Source organism: Kribbella sp. CA-245084, assembly GCF_050942355.1.
Lineage (GTDB): Bacteria > Actinomycetota > Actinomycetes > Propionibacteriales > Kribbellaceae > Kribbella.
The window spans coordinates 8,794,948-8,812,874 of record NZ_CP192053.1 but is presented as its reverse complement, the minus strand read 5'-3'; the positions used below and the strand labels follow the sequence as shown (position 1 = coordinate 8,812,874).

The window sequence follows — 17,927 nt, the reverse complement described above, 5'->3', positions numbered from 1 at the left end:
GGACGGTCGCCGACGCGTAGAGCTGGTAGAGCTTCGTCGCGTACGCCGGGTCGCCGCGAAGCTTCCCGAGTCGTGCGAACGGTGGCATGGCGACGGCTCGAGCTCATAGAGGTCGAGGTACGTCTGGGGCGGTGACGGAGGGTAGTGCTGGGGCGGCCATGGCTGCGGTTCCGAACGCTAGGAACTGACGTCGTTTCATGGGACAGATCCTCACTTTGTTCCACTGAGCTGGGAAAATCTCCTGTTTTGTTCCGAAGTGAATTTTCTTCTCGCTGAGATGTTGACGCCCTTACGGTCCGTCGTCAAACTTTCGCAAAGACCCTGCGCTAGTGGGGGAAGCGCAGCTGTCTTACCGCCCCCGAAGACAGGACACCGCCCATGAGAAAGAAACCCCTGGTCCTGGCCGCAGCTTGTGCTGCGCTGGTTGCCGGGACCCTCAGCAGCCCAGCAGTCGCGTCCTCGAACGCTCCGGCGAAAGAGGACGCACCGGCCACGTTCACCCATCCCGGTGTCGGTGTGAGCGTGGCTCAACTCGACTTCGTCCGGGCCAAGGTGCAGGCCGGCGCACAGCCGTGGACCGACGCCTTCAACCAGGCCAAGAGCAGCACGTACGCATCCCTCTCCCGCACGCCGAAACCGCGCGCGGTGGTCGAATGCGGTCCGTACTCGAACCCGAACCTCGGCTGCACCGACGAGCGCGAGGACGCCATCGCGGCGTACACGGACGCTCTGCTCTGGTACCTGACCCGTGACGACCGCTATGCGCAGAAGTCGATCCAGCTGATGGACGCGTGGTCGGCAACAATCCAGGACCACACCAACAGCAACGCACCGCTGCAGACGGCTTGGTCCGCGTCCTCGTGGCCGAAGGCTGCGGAGATCATCAAGCACGTGTACGGCAACTGGCCGAACTCGGGCCGGTTCGCGACCATGCTGCGCAACGTCTACGTGCCGGAGATGATCAACGGCTCGAACTCCAACGGGAACTGGGAGTTGAGCATGACCGAGGCCCTCCAGGGCATCGGCGTGTTCCTCGAGGACAGGACCATCTACGACAAGGCGATCTCGCTGTACCGGCTGCGTGTTCCGGCGTACGTCTACCTGGAGTCGGACGGCGCCCTGCCCAAGACGGTGCCGAGCCAGAACCTCAACACCCGCGACAAGATCGTCAGCTACTGGCAGGGCCAGGGGACGTTCGTGACAGGCTTGACTCAGGAGACCTGCCGCGACTTCACCCACACCGGCTACGGCATCTCGTCGATCTCGCATGTGCTGGAGACCGCGCGGATCCAGGGCATCGACATGTACCCCGAGTTCGGTGAACGGCTCCGTCAGGCGCTCGGGTTCCAGTCCCGCTGGGAGCGCAACCTCGAGCCGGTGCCGTCCTGGCTCTGCAAGGGCACGGTCAACCGGGGCCTCGGCCCGATCGCCGAGGTCTGCTTCAACGCACTGCACACCCGGCTGGGCATCGCGATGGCGAACACCCAGGCGCTGACCGAGTCCCGCCGTCCGGCGGGTTCGAACAACCTGTTCGTCGCGTGGGAGACGCTGACCCACGCCGAGAACCCGTCCTAGCAGAAGGCTTCCGGGAGGGCTGGATCTCTGCCCTTCAGCTCTCCCGGATCGTCAGCAGTGGGCCTCGCCGCGCTTCCAGTAGCCCTGGAACGAGATTGCGGCCTTCGGCATGCCGACGACGTTCACCAGGTGACGGCGTACCGACTTGATCATCGAGGACTCGCCGGCGACCCAGGCGTAGTCCGCGTCGAACGGCAGCTCGACCGCCTTGAGTGCCTCGAGCAACGATCCGTCGGTGACCCAGGTGATGTCCGCGTTCCCGGGCAGCGGCCGCCTGTCCGCGGCATCCGGTACGGCGATGAACACCGTGGCATGTACGTCGGCCGGCAGCTCCTCGAGGATGCCGGCCACCGCCGGAAGCGCGGTCTCGTCCGCGACCAGGATCCGGCGCACGCTGCTTGCCGGCGGCACGTAGTCGACGCCGGAGTGCAGCAGGCCCTTGATGCTCGTGGTGTCGACCGCGAACGGCAGCAGCAGACCGACCGCGTCGCCGGCCTGAGCCTCGCCGACCCACGCCGACGCCGGCCCGTTGACCCCGTGCAGGACGAACTCGACGTCGAGCTCGGCGACCTCCGGGCGGAGCGCGCGCACGGTGTACGTCCGCATGATGAAACGCTCGTCGACCGGCTGGGCGCACCATTCGGCGTACCACTCGGGGCCGGACGGCAGCTTGATCGCGGTGCCGTTCGGCGGGGCGAGCAGGACCTTGATCCGCTGGTCCGGGCCTGCCGTCACCGCCTCCGCGATCCGCGGTGCGACGAACGTCACGCGGCGCAGGTGCGGGCTCAGGTCGTCAACGGCCGCCACGGTGGCCAGGAGCGAGTCGAACTCGATCGGTCGCTCGAGCACAGTCGTCATACTGTGGTTTCACTCTCTCGTCTCTATGCCCGCCCCACCGCCCCGGTCAGGAAACCTCGCAGGGGAGGCTCGGGTGCGCACCCGAGGGCGGCCAGGTTATGGTGAAGCACCTAGAGGTTAGCCTTACCTAAGAGGATCCCGAAAGTCCAATGCCCCCGCCTAGTGCCGTCGCATCCGCCGACCCCGACCTCGCAGCCGCTCCCGCGCGTCCTCTCCGCCGGGCCCGGCGGACCACCCTTGTCCTCGGACTGGTCGTCTGCGCCATCCTGCTGGTACTGATCTGCCTGCTCAGCATCGCGATCGGGTCGAAGCAGATCCCGCTGTCCACGGTGATCGATGCCCTGCGCCACTACAACGAGTCGAACACCGATCACGTGATCGTCAGGTCGCTGCGGGTGCCGCGGACGCTGATCGGTCTGATGGTCGGCGCCGCGCTCGGGCTCTCCGGGGCGTTGATGCAGGGCGTGACCCGCAATCCGCTGGCCGATCCGGGCATCCTCGGGGTGAACGGCGGCGCCGCGTTGTTCGTTGTCGGGGGCATCTACTGGTTCGGGCTGAGCACGCTGACGGCGTACGTCTGGCTTGCCTTCGCCGGCGCCGCGGCAGCCTCCGTGGCCGTCTACTTCCTCGGGTCGCTTGGACGTGAGGGCGCCACGCCGGTGAAGCTTGCGCTCGCGGGGGCGGCGCTGACGGCGATGCTCGGGTCGTTGACGACGGCTCTGCTGATCGGTGACGTGGACACGTTCGACCAGTTCCGGTTCTGGTCGGTCGGGTCGTTCGCCGGTCGCGGTTCGGACGTCGCGGCGCAGGTGGCGCCGTTCATCCTGGTCGGGGTCGTGCTGTCGTTGTTCTGCGGGCGAGTGCTGAACGCGATGTCGCTGGGGGACGACGTGGCGAAGTCGCTCGGTCAGCGGGTCGGACTGGCTCGCTTGTTCGTCGCGGTGGTCGTCGTACTGCTGTGTGGCGCAGCGACTGCGGCGGCGGGGCCAATCGGGTTCATCGGGTTGACCATCCCGCACGTAGCGCGGCTGGTGACCGGTCCGGATTACCGATGGATCCTGCCGTACTCGATGCTGCTCGCGCCGATCCTGCTGCTCGGTTCGGACGTGATCGGCCGGGTCGTCGCGCTGCCCGGTGAGCTGCAGGTCGGCGTCGTCACCGCGATAATCGGTGCGCCTTTCTTCATCATCCTGGTACGCCGACGGAAGCTGGCGGACCTGTGACGGCCGAGGCAGTTCAGGTCATTGCCCGGGCGCGCGCCGCCCGTCAGACCCGTTCGCTCGTGGTCACAGTCGTGTTGGCAGTCGTGGTGTTCGCGACCTTCTGCGTCTCGTTGTCGCTGGGTGACTTCAAGATCCCGGTCATCGACGTGGTGAAGACGCTGTTCGGCGGCGGCGATCACGCGACCGAGTTCATCGTCAACACGCTTCGATTGCCCAGGGCACTCACCGGCCTCCTCGTCGGTGCGGCGCTGGGCCTGTCCGGCGCGATCTTCCAGAGCATCGCCCGCAACCCGCTGGCCAGCCCGGACATCATCGGGGTGACGTACGGCGCGAGCGCGTTCGCGGTGTTCGCGATCGTGACGCTTGGCGTCACCGGCGTTGCGGTGTCGGCGTTCGCGATCGCCGGCGCGGTGCTGACCGCGTTCCTCATGTACGTGCTCGCGTGGCGGCATGGGGTGTCGAGTTACCGGTTGATCCTGATCGGCATCGGGATCGGTGCGATCGCGACCAGCATCACGTCGTACCTGTTGACGAAGGCGCGGGTGGAGATCGCTCAGCAGGCGCTGATCTGGCTGACCGGGAGCCTGAACGGGCGGGACTGGTCGAACGTACGGTCGCTGGCGATCACGTTCGTCGTGCTGCTGCCGTTCATGGTGGTCCTCGTGCATCAGCTGCGGATCCTGCAGCTCGGCGACGAGACGGCGTACGGGCTGGGGTTGCGGGTGGAGGTGTCCCGGCTCGGGCTGATCGTGATCGCCGTACTGCTCGCTGCGGTGGCTACGGCGGCGGCGGGGCCGATCGGGTTCGTGGCGTTTGTCGCACCGCCGATCGCGCGGCGGCTCACCCGGTCGCCGGGGCCGGCGATGATCGTGTCCGGGTTGCTCGGAGCGCTGGTGGTGGCCTTGTCGGATCTTGTCGCCCAGCACGCGTTCGGGGACACGCAACTGCCGGTCGGCGTCGTGACCGGCGTGGTGGGTGCGCCGTACCTGATGTTCCTGCTGGCCCGGGCCAACCGTGTCGGAAGTGGTGGCTGAGAGATGGAGAACGTTGTGGAACCCGTGACACCACACAGCTTGGCTGCCGACGGTCTTGCGGTCGGGTACGACCACCGGGAGATCATCCACGACCTGTCGGTGCGAATCCCGACCGGGAAGATCACAGTCATCGTCGGCGCCAACGCATGCGGTAAGTCGACGCTGCTGAAGACGCTGGCGCGGTTGCTGAAGCCGTCGCGCGGGACCGTGCTGCTGGACGGCAAGAGCATCCAGCAGATCCCGACGCGCGAGGTGGCGACCAAGCTCGGTCTGCTGCCGCAGTCGCCGACCGCGCCGGAGGGGATCACGGTCGCGGACCTCGTCGGGCGTGGAAGGTACCCGCGGACCCGATGGATCCGGCAGTGGTCGAAGTCCGACGACGAAGCGGTCGCGGAGGCGATGACGTCGACCGACGTACTGTCGATCGCGGACCGGCCGATCGACGAGCTGTCCGGCGGTCAGCGGCAGCGGGTGTGGATCGCGATGGCGCTGGCGCAGGAGACCGACATCCTGCTGCTGGACGAGCCGACGACGTTCCTCGACCTGACGCACCAGTTCGAAGTACTCGATCTGCTCGTCGACCTGAACAAGTCCGACGACCGCACGATCGTGCTCGTGCTGCACGACCTCAACCAGGCGTGCCGATTCGGCGACCACCTGATCGCGATGAAGGACGGCGACATCGTTGCCGAGGGCAACCCGACCGAGGTGATCACCGAAGACGTCGTCCAGGACGTCTTCGGCCTGGCCGTCAAGGTCGTCCCCGATCCAGTCGCCGGTACGCCGATGGTCGTACCGATCGGCCGGCACACGACCCGGGACGACACTCCCGGCCCGAATGGCTCGGCGGCTGGGTCCAACCCGGCGGCCGCGGCCCTGGCCGCCAGCGCCGCGGCCAACGGCGTCTGCCGCCCGACGTCCAGCTGATCCGGTCGTAAGGACAGGAGGTGTCGGGTCACAAGCGCGGCTGATCGCCTCGCTCAGGCGCGCCGGCTGGCCTCCGGAGGGACTACCTCCTGTCGCTAGCGCACCTTTCCGTCGGTGAGGCTGGTTAGGGTGACCCTCATGTTGTCCGTCCTTGGATATCACCGGGCTGTCCTGGCGGTTGTGCGTCGTCAGGACGAGCGTGCGTGGACGGCGCTGCTCGGTGTGCCCGAGGGCGATCTCGGCGACGTACTGTTGCGGAATGCGTACCGTCTGGAGGAGGACGCGCATCCCGTCGTACATCGGGCGGGGCGGCGTGCCGCCGAGGCCTTGGGGGTCTCGGCGGAGGTCGAGTACTTCCAGGTGAGTGGGGAGCCCAACGCGGCGTACATCCACCAGGTCAGGCCGGTCATTCTCTTCCAAGGGCCGCTGCTCGATCGGCTGGACGAGGACGAGCTGACGGCGGTGATCGGGCATGAGCTCGCCCACCGGCTGTTGTGGGAGGCCGAGGACGGTGGGTATCTCGCCGTCGACAGGCTGCTCGACGCGGCGGCCGGTGACGCGCGGACACCGTCGCAGTACCTCGAGACGCATCGGCGCTGGTCGTTGGCGACGGAGCTGTTCGCGGACCGTGGTGCGCTGACGGCGTGTGGCGACCTGAGTACGACGATCCGCGCGCTGCTGAAGCTGGAGACTGGTCTGAGTACTGCGGACCCCGCGGCGTACCTGCGCCAGGCGCAGTCGCTCGATCTGCGCTCGGGGAGTCGTGGGACGACGCATCCTGAGGCCGTCGGACGGGCCTGGGCGTTGAAGAACTGGGTCGACGGTGAGTACGTCGAGGAGCTGGTCACGGGGCCGCTCGACGTGGATGCTCCGGACCTGCTCGACGCTGTGGTGTTGCGCGAGCTCAGCCGTGATTTTGCTGTTGTGATCGCGCAGACCGAAGGCCTGCGGACCGATGCGGTTGCGACTGCGGCTGCCGGCTTTACGGGCGATCCAGGCGGTCCGGGCGAGTCCGGGGGAACTGTGCGGTTCGACGAGCCGTTGACCGTGCGTCCGGTGGATGGGGCGCCGATGCCGCGACCGAGACCGTTGGCGGCGGCGACCAAGCGGTACCTGTGTTACCTGCTGCTCGATCTCGCGACCGCCGACCCCGACGTCGGCGACGCCGGACTGGTCGCGTCGCTGGCCCTCGCGCGGCGCTCCGGGCTGCCGGGGTACGTCGACGTCGCGGACGACGAGCTGGGATGGAGCGACAAGCAACGAGCGAGGTTTGTGCAGGCTTCGGAGGTGGTCGGATGAGCGCTGAGGATCTCGTTGCGCTGGCCGTCTCCCAGGGCGGGCTGGGCAACGATGCGTTGCTGGCTGCTGTGTTGCCGTTGTTCCACGAGACGGCCGCGGTGCATGAGCGCGGGCTGGTCGCGCCGTTACGTGGGCTGGATCGGATCGTCGTCGACGAGCAGAACAGACTCGGCTTTGCTGCAGCGGATGCGGGCCGGCCGACGCTGGCTGTGCGAGAGCTCGATGCTCGGCAGGGGTCGCGACCGACCGCGGTTGAGGTCGTCGCGCATCGGCAGTCCTCTTTAGATCTGGGGGAGGGCGGCGGTCAGGAGAAAACGGTCGTGCCCGAGCCGGTGCCTTCCGCGATCACGGCGCCGACGCTGGTGGCCGGCTGGCAGAGCTGGGAGCACGTGGTCGGTCACCACGACCAGCTCACTGACATCTTCAGCCTCGGGCAGTTGCTGCTCGCGCTCGGCTGCGGTCTCGATCTGTCCCGGACCGCGGACGTCGCGACTCTGATCGATGCCCGAGGCAACTTGTACAAGCTCGATCCGGATCTGCATCCGGTGATCGTCTCGGTCGCGGCGCAGATGGTCGAGCCGGACCGGCACCGGCGCGCGCAGGACCTGCATTCGCTGATCGAGCAGCTCGAGAACTACCGCGATCAGCCGTTGGACTTCGATGTCGAGGCGATCGTCCGGGGCGCGGCGGATCGGCGTACGGCGGTGTTGGGCGCGTTGCGGGACAGGCTGTTCGACCTGTCGCGGCGCAATCGCCTGATCAACTTCCGGCCGACCGCGCAGACGCTGAACCTCACCGAGGTGTCGGTGCCGCTGATGCTCGACGTACGGACGATCCGCTCGGAGCAGCTGTTCACGTGGCGGGACGAGCTCGCGGGCGAGTTGCTGAAGAAGGCCCAGCCGCTGGGGAAGTGGATCCGGTACGACGAGGCGCCGTACGCCGCGAACACCTTGGACAAGCTGATCTCGACGGCTCGTCGCGACCGGGCCGACTACGGGCAGGATCAGCTGCGGCTGGTGCCGGCGTTCCTGCGTTGGCATGACTTGAAGAACGACCGGGATACGCGGATCGCGTCGCCGTTGGTGCTGGCGAAGGTGGAGCTGACGCGGAAGCGCGGCGTGCGGGATTCGTACACGTTGCGGGTCACCGATCCGATCGCCGAAGTCAATCCGACGCTGCGACACAGTTTGCGGGTCCTGTACGGGATCACGTTGCCGGAGACGGTCGATCTGTCGTCGCCGGGTGCGCTGCGGGAGCTGCACGAGCGGTTGGCGAAGGAGATCCAGGCGACCGAGCCGGGGCTGCAGTTGCACCTGCGGGAGAAGCCGCGGATCGATCTGGTGCGGCAGCGGGCGATGACGCGATTGCGCACGTACAACCGGCGGCGGCGCGGGAACGTTGCGACCGGGTTCGGCGGGAAGCAGTACCCGTACTCGTATCGGCGTACGGACTATCAGCCGCTGGGTGTGCAGATCTATCGGACGCAGATCGCTGAGCAGACGCTGCCGCTGGGGATCGCGCTGGGCGAGACGCCGCGGCCGGCGCAGGCTCTCGAGACCGACGTGTACTCGCTGGACACCGAGGGCGGGCCGTACTCGTGGGACGTCGACCTGTGCGCGGTCTCGCTGGCGAACTTCAACTACCGGACGCTGGGGTTGGTCCGTGATTACGACGAGCTGCTGACGAGCGGGGAGTCGGCGGCGTCGTTCGAGCACTTGTTCTCGGACCGGCCGCGACCGATCGGCAGTACGCCGCCTGAGTTGGCGCCGGCCGATCGCCATCTCGTCGTACCTGCTGATGGTTCGCAGGTGGCGGCGATCGCTCGCGCGCGGCGGGGCGAGAGCTTCGTGATCCAAGGACCGCCCGGGACGGGGAAGTCGCAGACAATCACAAACCTGATCGCCGACTTCGTCGCACGCGGGAAGCGTGTCCTGTTCGTTTGCCAGAAGCGGGCTGCGCTCGACGTGGTGCACGCGCGGTTGGCGAGCCGGCGGTTGGACGGGTTGTGCGCACTCATCCACGACTCCCAGGCCGACAAGAAGGCGTTTGTCCACGGACTACGCGAAACCTACGAGTCCTGGCTATCCACCGAAGACGACCTCGACACACTAACCACCCACCGAGCCGACCTAACCGCCCGCGTAGACCGCTTGCTATCCACAGTCGACACCTTCGAACACCAACTAACCACCGGCAACCCACCCCTCCGAGCCCTCATCAACCGCCTCGCCGAACTCAGCCAGCACGCCTGGCACCCCGCCGACCCGCCCGCCTCCGCCGGTACGGCGCGTGCCTCGGCCGGTACGGCTTGGCCTCCCGCCGGCACGGCGTCTGCCTCCGCGGGTACGGCGTCTGCCTCGGCCGGTACGGCGTCTGCTTCGGCCGGTACGGCTTGGCCTCCCGCGGGTACGGCGCCTGCCTCCGCCGGGGTGGCTTCGCCTCGCGCCGGTACGGCGGCTGCTCGTGCTGGGGCGGCTTCGCCGCCGCCTCCGTTCCCAGGGGTTGGGGAGTGGTGGCCGGCGCGGGACGCGGTGCGTGAGGTTGCTCGGGAGCTGGCCTCGATGGATCCGTCCACCGGTGGCGTGCTTGCGCGCAGCTCGCTCGCGTTTGTCGCGACCAAGCACTGGGACGACACCGACGTCACCCTCGCCGCGCGCGAACTCCGGGCCCGATGGGACGCGGTAGCGACCGCCTTGGCGGCGCTGGATGCGCCGGGTGCTATCGCCGGTGCGGCGGCGCCTCCCAACGAATCCGCCGCCGCAGGCGGCGCGGGGGATGCGGGCGGTGTCGCCGGTGCGGCGGCGCCTTTCAGCGAGTCTGCCGCCGGAGGTGGCGCGGGGGATGCGGGCGGTGTCGCCGGTGCGGCGGCGCCTTTCAGCGAGTCTGCCGCCGGAGGTGGCGCGGGGCATGCCGGTGCTCTCGTCGGTGCGGCGGCGCCTACTAACGAATCCGGCGCCGTAGGCGGCGCGCGGGGTGTGCAGGAAGTGCGGGGGTTGGCGGGGTTGGGGCGGGTGGTGGGGGCGTTGGTGGGGGTGGATCGGGTGGGGGCGATTGTGCCTCGGTCTGATGTGGCTCGTGAACTTGCTGCTGCTGGGGTTGAGCGGGAGCGGTTGGTGGTGGCTGAGGGGGCGGCTTGGAGGGAGGCCGCGGGGTGGAGTGATCCGTTGGCGCCGGCTGATGCGCGCTCGGCGTTGAAGGTTGCTCAGGGCAAGGAAGGTGGGGTGTTCTCCTTCCTGAGTGGTGATTGGCGGCGGGTGAAGAACCTCGTTCGCGCCCGCTTCGACGCGACCGACCGCGCCGTACAACCATCCGTCACCGACACCCTCACGGACCTGGTCGCCGCGCACTCCGCCTCGGCCGCCGTCGAGCAACACACCGAGCAGACCCGCCGCGACTGGGCGGTCGACGACCCGCGCGTGCTGATTGACCAACTGGCAGCCGCCCGCAATGCCGTGCCTGACTGGCGGTTCGTACTTCGTGACGGCGCGCCCGCCGAGCTCTCCCGCCTGGCCGACGCGCTCGACCAAGCCGAAGAACCAACCCACGATCTGCTCGCCGACCACTGGGACACGCTGACGGTCGACGGCCTCCGCGACCTCGCGGACCGGCTCGTCGCCGAGAGTCCCGTCGTACGCGCAGTCGGCCCCAAACTGCGCGACCTCGCCACCGCCCCACCCTCCGTCATCGCAGCCCTCCGCCAACTCGACGCCTCACCCGACCAGCTCGAGTACGCCGTCTGCGCCGCCGAATGGGAACGCGCCCGCGCAGCCGCACCCCTGCAACTCTCCTCAGCCCGAGTCGACGCGATCGTCGGCGAACTGAGCATGGTGTACGACGACCTGACCGAGCTCAACGCCCGAGTCGTCACCGCGCAGGTCCGCCGCCGCTTCCTCGCCGAGGTCGCGCACTCCGAGCAGAGCGTGACCGGCATGTCGCCCGAGGACCGCGAACGCAAGAAGACCTTCGCGACCGGCCGACGCGAGCTGGAACACGAGTTCGGCAAGGTCATGCGGTACCGCTCGATCCGCGACCTGGCCTCCGGCGCACCCGGCGAGGTGGTCTCGGTCCTCCGGCCTGTCTGGCTGATGAGCCCGTCCTCGGTGTCCGAGACGTTGCCATTGACAACTTCATTCGACGTCGTCGTGTACGACGAAGCGAGCCAGATCCCCGTGGAGGAGGCGATCCCGGCACTGCACCGCGCGCCGCAGGTGATCGTCGTCGGCGACCAGATGCAGCTGCCGCCGACGCAGTACTTCCGCGTGCGGACAGCAGACGAAGAAATCGACGTCGAAGACGAGGCAGCCGAGCAGGTCGGGATCGCCCTGACCGAAGACAGTTTCCTCTCGATCAGCGCACTACGGCTCGCGTCGACGATGCTCACGTGGCACTACCGGAGTCGTTCGGAAGCGTTGATCTCGTTCAGCAACTCGGCGTTCTACCAGGGCAAGCTCGCGACGGTTCCGGATCGGCTGCCACCGCATGCGGCGCCGCCGTGGACCGTGCGGTCGGACTCGCCGATGGTGTCCGAGGTCTGCGACAGCATGCTGGCCGGAAGCATCACGGCGGTGCGGCTCGTCGATGGCGTGTACGTCCGGCGTACCAACCCTGCCGAGGCTCGATGGATTGCCGCCTTGGTGCGGGAGACGTTGATCCGGCAGACCGGGAAGAGTCTGGGGATCGTGGCGTTCTCCGAGGCCCAGCAAGGTGAGATCGAGCGGGCGCTGGATCAGTTGGCGGAGGCAGACCCGGAGTTCGCGACGCTGTACGAGGCTGAGCAGGTGCGTACGCACGGCGAGCAGGACGCGGGGCTGTTCGTGAAGAACCTCGAGAACGTGCAGGGCGACGAGCGCGACATCATTTTGATGAGCGTCTGCTACGGCACCGGTCCGGACGGCCGGATGCTGATGAACTTCGGCCCGATCAACACCTCCGGCGGCGAGAAGCGCCTGAACGTCATCTTCAGCCGTGCCCGCGAACACATGGTGATCGTCAGCAGCATCGAACCCGAGGCCATCACCAACACCTACAACGACGGCGCCAACACCCTCCGCCGGTTCCTCGCGTACGCCACTGCGGTCTCCCGAGGCGACCAGGTCGCCGCGAAGGCCGCCCTCACGCCGTACGCCGTGAAGGCCCCGCCGTCAGCGCGACCGAGTGCTGTGATCGAGCAGCTCGCCGCGGCGCTCGAAGCCCGCGGTGTGGACGTGGACACCGCGGTAGGGGAGTCGGTTTTCCGCTGCGATCTCGCGCTCAAGTTGCCCGAGGACGCCGGCCACCGCCTCGCAGTACTCGTGGACACACCCGACCGGGTCGCTTCCGACACCCTGCTGGAACGCCTGACCACTCACCCGAGCGCACTGGCCACGACGGGCTGGCGGGTCCACCACGTGCTCACCACGGACTGGACCCGCTCACCGGACACCGTCGTCTCACACCTGCTGCACGCGCTTCACCGCCCAGTCGACTAGCGGCCGTCGATCAGAAGCTTGGCGGCTACCGCCGCCCCGTCGGTCTTGATCTCTCCGCCGACCTTCGCGGCTTGTGCTCGCGTTTCCGCGTTCAAGGCGACCTCGAGCGCAGCAGTCAGCGAGTCGACCGTAGGCGTCGCGCGTTCGTGCGCGGCTCCAATCCCGAGCGCGTCGACCCGGGACGCCCAGTACGGCTGATCCGCAATCAGCGGTACCACGACCTGCGGCGTACCGGCGCGCGCGGCGGTCGTCGTCGTACCGGCGCCACCGTGGTGCACGATCGCGGCGACCCTCGGGAACAGTGCCTGCTGGTTGACCTCCCCGACCACCAAGCAGTCCTTGCCTTCGTCGGCAAGGTCGAGCCCGGCCCAACCGCGGCTGAGCAGCACGCGGCGACCGTGTGCGCGGCACGCCTCGATGGCGGTTCGGGCGATGTCCTTCGGCGCGTGCGCGGCCATGCTCCCGAACCCGACGTACACCGGCGGCTCCCCGGCCTCGAGAAACGCAATCAGTTCATCGGCCAGTGGACGGTCGTCACGCAGCAACCACGCGCCCGTTTGTACGACGTCGAGTTCGGTCATGCCCTCCGATGGACACAGAAGCGGATCCGCGGCCAGCCAGGGGTGCTCGGTGAGCACGTAGTCCCGCACGTTCTCGACGGGTGGCAGGCCGATCTCCTCGCGGTGGCTGTTGAGGGAGGGGCCGTACAAGGCGTTGACGCGCTCGGCGTCCTGCTGCCACAACACGCGTCGATCGGTCTCGCCTTCGGGCGACGGCGTACCCGGCCGCGCTCCCGGCGAGAAATGCTGTGACGGGATGCCGCCCAGATGGAAGCACGCGAGCACATAACGGATGCCGAGTTTGTCCGCCACGTCCCGCGCCCCGGCCGGCATCAGACCGCTCGCGACTATCGCGTCGCAGCCCTTCGCCACGGCGCCGAGCGTCTCGAACCGCGCGGCGACCAACCGGGGCGCAAGCTCGAACGCAGCCTGCCCCGACGGCGGTTTCGGCGCCGCGACCACCGACTTCACCGACGGCCCGAGCGGCTCCACCGGTACGCCGGCCCGCTCGAGCAGCGCCTCGAAGTCGTCGTCCGGCGGTGCGCAGACCGTTGCCTCTTCACCGAGCTCCTGTAGCGCAACCGCAAGCCCTGCCAACGGCTCCACATCACCGCGCGATCCCCACGTTGCCAACACAAAACGCACTGGCCAATCTCCGTTCCCCGAGCTCTGACGAGCTGATCGGCTCAACATTCTGCGGGCTGACCCGGGGCTTGCGGCAAGTCCCCTGTGCCGCTATACGTTGGAAGTAGAGGGGGATCGACTCAACTGGTAGACGATCAGGCCGGCGAGCAGTGCGCCCAGCGTGCCGAGGGCGAGGTCGCCGAGGGTGTCGGTGTACGCCGTCTGTAGTTCGGGGGAGTTGCGGACGAACGCGACGTACTCGCCCAGCTCCCACACGACTGCGGCGGTGGCGCCGAAGCCAAGGGCTACAAACGCGGTGAGGCCTCGGGACAGGCCGCGGGGCGCGAAGGCGAGCAGGACACCCGCGGTGAGGAAGCCCCAGAGGATGAAGTGCATCGCGTCGTCCCACCAGTCGACCGTGTCGAACAGGTTGAGCCGGTTGCCGATCAGGTCGATCAACCACGGCAGCGTCATCAACAGGTCCGCATGCCACGGGAACGTGCTGTGGAGTTTGCTGCGCGTGCGCCCGTAGGCCCACCACCACAGCGGGAGCGCCATCGCGCCGATCGGGTACACAACCAGGCGGGCGGTCGAGGCCTTGCCCTTGATCCCGCTGAGGTCCGGCCAGATCAGGGCCGAGAGCAACAATGCGAAGAGCAGCACCTTCGCGGCCAGGGCGGCGTACCGCAGCCAGTTGGTCCGCGTACCGGGAACCGTGGTCACAGCCATCGTCGTCATGCCTCCCAGTCAATCGAGCCGCTGGGCGGGGCGGATGAGTACAACTACGCGAAGAACCCCCGCGACTCCGTCATTGTGACGGAGACGCGAGGGTTCGGGACAGCGCTTGGTTCAGCTGACGCTGACGAGGTCCACGACGAAGATCAGGGTCTCGCCCGGCTTGATCGCGTTGCCGGCGCCGCGGTCGCCGTAGCCCAGGTGCGGCGGGATGACCAGCTTGCGGCGGCCGCCGACCTTCATGCCCTGCACGCCGGTGTCCCAGCCCTGGATGACCTGGCCCACGCCGAGCTGGAACGCCAGCGGGGCGCCCCGGTTGTACGACGCGTCGAACTCCTCGCCGGTCGAGTGGGCCACGCCCACGTAGTGCACGTTGACCCGCGAACCGGCCTTCGCCTCGTCGCCGTCGCCAACGGTGATGTCGGTGATCTCGAGATCCGCCGGGGGCGGCCCGTCCGGAAAGTCGATCTCTGGCTTGTCAGTCATGCCACCAGCTAAGCAGACCCGTCGGCGGCGTCGAGTCCTGGACCCTCCATGTCAGCCCTGTTCCGCTGTTAGCGGAACGCCGGACACAACCGGTTGCGAGCGTGCGACCGGTTGTGGTCCTCCGGGCGCGATCAGCCGAGGAGCTGGCGCAAGGTGGTGGCGAACTCTTCTGGCTTGCCGGGCTGGCCGTACTCGTTGCCGAGGAAGCCGCCGTGGCCGCTCGGGAACACGACGGGGTCCAGCCCCAGCTTCGCGGCGGCGGCCTTGCCACCGCGGGCAGCCATCTGGTTCGCCGATTCCTCGCCGATACCGATGACGATCCGCTCCTTCGCCTTGGCCAGGGCGTCGAAGTCGGGCTGGTACGACGTACAGCCGCGGAGGTTCTGGCCGAGGAGTGCGTCGTTGCGGGATCCGTCGTCCTGCGTGGGAAGGCCGAACATGGCCGGATCCGGCGCGGGCTGCTGCGTGTAGTCGGCGGGGACCTCGCCGTCGTACCCGACGAAGGCGATGAACTTCGCCATGCCGGCGCCCATGCCGTCACGCTGGTACGTCGCGTACATGTCGGCGACCGCGGCCAGCGCAGCCTCGCTGTCGGGGAGGATCGCGGCCAGCGGCGGCTCGTGGGCGACTAGGGTGTTGATGAGATCGGGACGCTTCGCGGTGAGGGCCAGCGCGTTCACCGCGCCGCCGCTGCTGGCGAAGAGGTCGACCGGGCCGACGTCGAGGTGCTCGATGAGCGCCGCGAGGTCCGCGGCGTGATCGTCCGGAGACAGCTCGGTGATCTCACCGGTGCGGACGCTCCGCTCGACGCCGCGCGGGTCGTAGGTGACGACAGTGCGGTCGGCGAAATGCGAGGCCAGGGTCGGGAATCCGCTGGCGGCCATCGGCGAGCCGATCATCAAGAGCACCGGGCGGTTCGCCAGGTCGCCGCGAACGTCGTACGTCAGCGTGGCTCCGGGCACGTCGAGCGTCTGGGTCACAGGCTCTGGCATCACAGCTCCTCTGCGTCGGTCTGGTGCTGGTGAGCCTAGACCGCGGTGGGCGGACAGAACAGGAACTCAACCGGAACCCGATCGGCACTAAAGTTGCCCTCCGTGATGAAGAAGCTCGCTTTGGTGATCGGCCTGTCCGCGGTGCTGACGTCGGGCGTCGTGGTGGCGGATCCGCGGAGCTCCGACGCGGCGACGGAGACCTATGCGCAGTACTCGCTGATGTTCGAAAAATCAGCCGGCCAGTACTTCGCCGGCGGGACCGCTGCCGGCCAATGGGCCTGGACCCCGCTGAGCGCCACCGAGTCCGACATCTCCTGGGGCGATCCCACGGCATGGCCGCCGAAGTCCGCCGAACACTTCATCCACGACGGCGACTGGGTCCTCCTCGACGGCTACAACGACGGCGCCGGCCGCCCACTGACCCAGATCCAACGCGTCAGCACCGAGCAACGAGGCGACGCCAACTGCAACAACCTAAAGCCGATCCCGTCCAACGGCGGCCGCCAGCACTACGTCCAATGGACCATCCCCACCACCGGCTACTGCCTAGACGCGACCGGCACTATCAAGCCTCCGGATGGCTCAACCACCGTCAACTTCCGCCACCTACAGAAGTGGCTCCCACCCCACCCGTGCACGAACCCGTACTACACGGGCAAGACGTGCATCACCCAGTCCGAACAGTGGTGGGACGACAACCAACACCCCTACGCCTTACAACTAGCCCGCACCGTAGAGCTGGCCAAAGGCCTGGGCATGGCTTTCACCAACCGCACCACAGTCCCCCTCACCTGGAATGCCGACGGCCGCTACTACTGGCACTACTGAGGCAAACGCCAAGCTCGGGGCACGCTAGGCTGAGCGCCCGTGAAGGTTTTGGTGGTCGGGTCCGGTGGTCGTGAGCACGCACTGGCCTGGGCGTTGACCCAGGACCCCGAGGTCGAGCAGGTGGTGGCGGCGCCGGGTAACCCTGGTATCGCGACGTTGCGTCCCGCGCACGACGGGCAAACGATCGTTTGCCGTTCGGTGGACATCGAGGACCACGACGCGGTCGTCGCGCTGGCGCAGGAGCTGGACGCCGACCTGGTCGTCGTCGGCCCGGAAGCGCCGCTGGTCGCCGGGCTGGCCGATCCGCTGCGGGATGCCGGGATCGCGGTGTTCGGTCCGTCGCGCGAGTCCGCGCAGATCGAGGGCTCGAAGGCGTTCGCGAAGGACGTGATGGCTGCGGCGAGCGTGCCGACCGGTCGCGCGTACGTGTGCACGACGCCCGAGGAGGCCGCGACCGCGATCGACGCGTTCGGGCCGCCGTACGTCGTGAAGGATGACGGGCTCGCCGCGGGCAAGGGTGTTGTGGTCACGTCGGACCGCGAGGAAGCGCTCGCGCACGCGGCCCAGTGCGAGCAGGTGCTGATCGAGGAGTTCCTGGACGGCCCTGAGGTCTCGCTGTTCGCGATCACCGACGGCACGACCGTCCTGCCGATGCAACCGGCGCAGGACTTCAAGCGCCTCGCCGACAACGACGAGGGTCCCAACACCGGCGGCATGGGCGCGTACACACCGTTGCCGTGGGCACCCGACGACTTGGTTGCCGAGATCACCGAAAAGGTCCTGCAGCCGACGATCGACGAGCTCCGCCACCGCGGTACGCCGTTCAGCGGCCTCCTGTACGCCGGTCTCGCGCTGACGTCGCGCGGCGTCCGGGTGATCGAGTTCAACTGCCGCTTCGGCGACCCGGAGACACAGGCCCTCCTGCCGATGCTGAAGACCCCGCTCGGCGGTCTGCTCCTCGCAGCGGCCACCGGCAAGCTGGCGGACCAGGGCGACCTGAGCTGGCGGGACGCCGCGTCGGTCGCGGTCGTCGTCGCCGCGAAGAAGTACCCGTCCAGCCCGCGCAAGGGCGACCCGATCGCCGGTGTCGAGCAGGCCGAGAGCGACGACGTACGGGTCTTCCACGCCGGTACGGCGCTCGAGGACGAAGAGCTCGTCACGTCCGGAGGCCGCGTACTGGCGGTCAGCGCCGTCGGCAAGGACCTCGCTGAGGCCCGTCAACGCGCGTACGCCGCCGTCGGTCAGATCCGCATCAAGGGCTCGCAGCACCGCACCGACATCGCCCTCAAGGCCGAACGCGGCGAGATCACCGTCTGAC

At 68.2% G+C, this 17,927-nt stretch carries 14 protein-coding genes; 8 read left to right on the top strand and 6 right to left on the bottom strand.

Going from position 1 to position 17,927, the window contains the following annotated elements; all coding sequences use genetic code 11:
• Window positions 1–103 precede the first annotated feature (103 nt).
• Window positions 104–199 carry a twin-arginine translocation signal domain-containing protein gene (locus ACQPYH_RS42340; RefSeq protein ID WP_432883712.1) on the bottom strand — a complete coding sequence of 32 codons (96 nt, stop codon included), beginning with the start codon at window positions 197–199 and terminating at the stop codon, window positions 104–106.
• Between the two features lie 179 nt (window positions 200–378).
• Between ACQPYH_RS42340 and ACQPYH_RS42335 the strand changes: the two genes are divergently transcribed.
• On the top strand, window positions 379–1,575 hold the full coding sequence (locus ACQPYH_RS42335; RefSeq protein ID WP_432883710.1) for an alginate lyase family protein: 1,197 nt from the start codon (window positions 379–381) through the stop codon (window positions 1,573–1,575).
• A gap of 51 nt (window positions 1,576–1,626) precedes the next feature.
• Here ACQPYH_RS42335 and ACQPYH_RS42330 read toward each other — a convergent pair whose 3' ends face one another.
• On the bottom strand, window positions 1,627–2,433 hold the full coding sequence (locus tag ACQPYH_RS42330) for a siderophore-interacting protein (RefSeq protein WP_432883708.1): 807 nt from the start codon (window positions 2,431–2,433) through the stop codon (window positions 1,627–1,629).
• A gap of 149 nt (window positions 2,434–2,582) precedes the next feature.
• On the opposite strand from ACQPYH_RS42330, the gene ACQPYH_RS42325 reads away from it, so the two are divergent.
• From ACQPYH_RS42325 to ACQPYH_RS42305, 5 genes are all read left to right on the top strand, one after another.
• Window positions 2,583–3,656 (top strand): FecCD family ABC transporter permease, encoded by a 1,074-nt coding sequence (locus ACQPYH_RS42325; protein WP_432883705.1) that lies wholly within the window; start codon window positions 2,583–2,585, stop codon window positions 3,654–3,656.
• A complete protein-coding gene (locus tag ACQPYH_RS42320; RefSeq protein WP_432883702.1) occupies window positions 3,653–4,690 on the top strand; it encodes a FecCD family ABC transporter permease in 1,038 nt (345 codons plus the stop codon). The genes ACQPYH_RS42325 and ACQPYH_RS42320 overlap by 4 nt, the downstream gene beginning before the upstream one ends.
• 3 nt (window positions 4,691–4,693) lie before the next feature.
• Window positions 4,694–5,617, top strand: a complete 924-nt coding sequence (locus ACQPYH_RS42315; protein ID WP_432883700.1) for an ABC transporter ATP-binding protein — start codon at window positions 4,694–4,696, stop codon at window positions 5,615–5,617.
• Between the two features lie 138 nt (window positions 5,618–5,755).
• Complete coding sequence (locus ACQPYH_RS42310) at window positions 5,756–6,916, top strand: M48 family metalloprotease (RefSeq protein ID WP_432883697.1); 1,161 nt, start codon at window positions 5,756–5,758, stop codon at window positions 6,914–6,916.
• Window positions 6,913–12,384 (top strand): AAA domain-containing protein, encoded by a 5,472-nt coding sequence (locus ACQPYH_RS42305; protein WP_432883695.1) that lies wholly within the window; start codon window positions 6,913–6,915, stop codon window positions 12,382–12,384. Before ACQPYH_RS42310 ends, ACQPYH_RS42305 begins: the two co-directional genes overlap by 4 nt.
• On the opposite strand, the gene ACQPYH_RS42300 is transcribed toward ACQPYH_RS42305, so the two are convergent.
• From ACQPYH_RS42300 to ACQPYH_RS42285, 4 genes are all read right to left on the bottom strand, one after another.
• Complete coding sequence (locus tag ACQPYH_RS42300; protein ID WP_432883692.1) at window positions 12,381–13,589, bottom strand: glycosyltransferase; 1,209 nt, start codon at window positions 13,587–13,589, stop codon at window positions 12,381–12,383. The two genes, ACQPYH_RS42305 and ACQPYH_RS42300, sit on opposite strands and share 4 nt — an antisense overlap.
• Window positions 13,590–13,679: 90 nt before the next feature.
• Window positions 13,680–14,306 carry a hypothetical protein gene (locus ACQPYH_RS42295; RefSeq protein WP_432883690.1) on the bottom strand — a complete coding sequence of 209 codons (627 nt, stop codon included), beginning with the start codon at window positions 14,304–14,306 and terminating at the stop codon, window positions 13,680–13,682.
• A gap of 111 nt (window positions 14,307–14,417) precedes the next feature.
• A complete protein-coding gene (locus tag ACQPYH_RS42290; protein WP_432883687.1) occupies window positions 14,418–14,789 on the bottom strand; it encodes an FKBP-type peptidyl-prolyl cis-trans isomerase in 372 nt (123 codons plus the stop codon).
• A gap of 131 nt (window positions 14,790–14,920) precedes the next feature.
• On the bottom strand, window positions 14,921–15,781 hold the full coding sequence (locus ACQPYH_RS42285; protein ID WP_432883685.1) for an alpha/beta fold hydrolase: 861 nt from the start codon (window positions 15,779–15,781) through the stop codon (window positions 14,921–14,923).
• Window positions 15,782–15,886: 105 nt separating this feature from the next.
• Between ACQPYH_RS42285 and ACQPYH_RS42280 the strand changes: the two genes are divergently transcribed.
• Both ACQPYH_RS42280 and purD read left to right on the top strand, forming a co-directional pair.
• Window positions 15,887–16,609: a hypothetical protein gene (locus ACQPYH_RS42280; protein WP_432883683.1), complete on the top strand. Its 723-nt coding sequence runs from the start codon at window positions 15,887–15,889 to the stop codon at window positions 16,607–16,609.
• A 39-nt stretch (window positions 16,610–16,648) separates the two neighbouring features.
• Entirely contained in the window at window positions 16,649–17,926 is a 1,278-nt protein-coding gene (purD, locus tag ACQPYH_RS42275) for a phosphoribosylamine--glycine ligase (RefSeq protein WP_432883680.1), read from the top strand.
• Window position 17,927: the final 1 nt, after the last annotated feature.

Coding starts and splice junctions, on each gene's coding strand:
- ACQPYH_RS42285 (WP_432883685.1), bottom strand. CDS start 15,781: ATGCCAGAGCCTGTGACCCAGACGCTCGACGTGCCCGGAGCCACGCTG.
- ACQPYH_RS42330 (WP_432883708.1), bottom strand. CDS start 2,433: ATGACGACTGTGCTCGAGCGACCGATCGAGTTCGACTCGCTCCTGGCC.
- ACQPYH_RS42295 (WP_432883690.1), bottom strand. CDS start 14,306: ATGACGACGATGGCTGTGACCACGGTTCCCGGTACGCGGACCAACTGG.
- ACQPYH_RS42335 (WP_432883710.1), top strand. CDS start 379: ATGAGAAAGAAACCCCTGGTCCTGGCCGCAGCTTGTGCTGCGCTGGTT.
- ACQPYH_RS42310 (WP_432883697.1), top strand. CDS start 5,756: ATGTTGTCCGTCCTTGGATATCACCGGGCTGTCCTGGCGGTTGTGCGT.
- ACQPYH_RS42305 (WP_432883695.1), top strand. CDS start 6,913: ATGAGCGCTGAGGATCTCGTTGCGCTGGCCGTCTCCCAGGGCGGGCTG.
- ACQPYH_RS42325 (WP_432883705.1), top strand. CDS start 2,583: ATGCCCCCGCCTAGTGCCGTCGCATCCGCCGACCCCGACCTCGCAGCC.
- ACQPYH_RS42315 (WP_432883700.1), top strand. CDS start 4,694: ATGGAGAACGTTGTGGAACCCGTGACACCACACAGCTTGGCTGCCGAC.
- ACQPYH_RS42290 (WP_432883687.1), bottom strand. CDS start 14,789: ATGACTGACAAGCCAGAGATCGACTTTCCGGACGGGCCGCCCCCGGCG.
- ACQPYH_RS42280 (WP_432883683.1), top strand. CDS start 15,887: ATGAAGAAGCTCGCTTTGGTGATCGGCCTGTCCGCGGTGCTGACGTCG.
- ACQPYH_RS42340 (WP_432883712.1), bottom strand. CDS start 199: ATGAAACGACGTCAGTTCCTAGCGTTCGGAACCGCAGCCATGGCCGCC.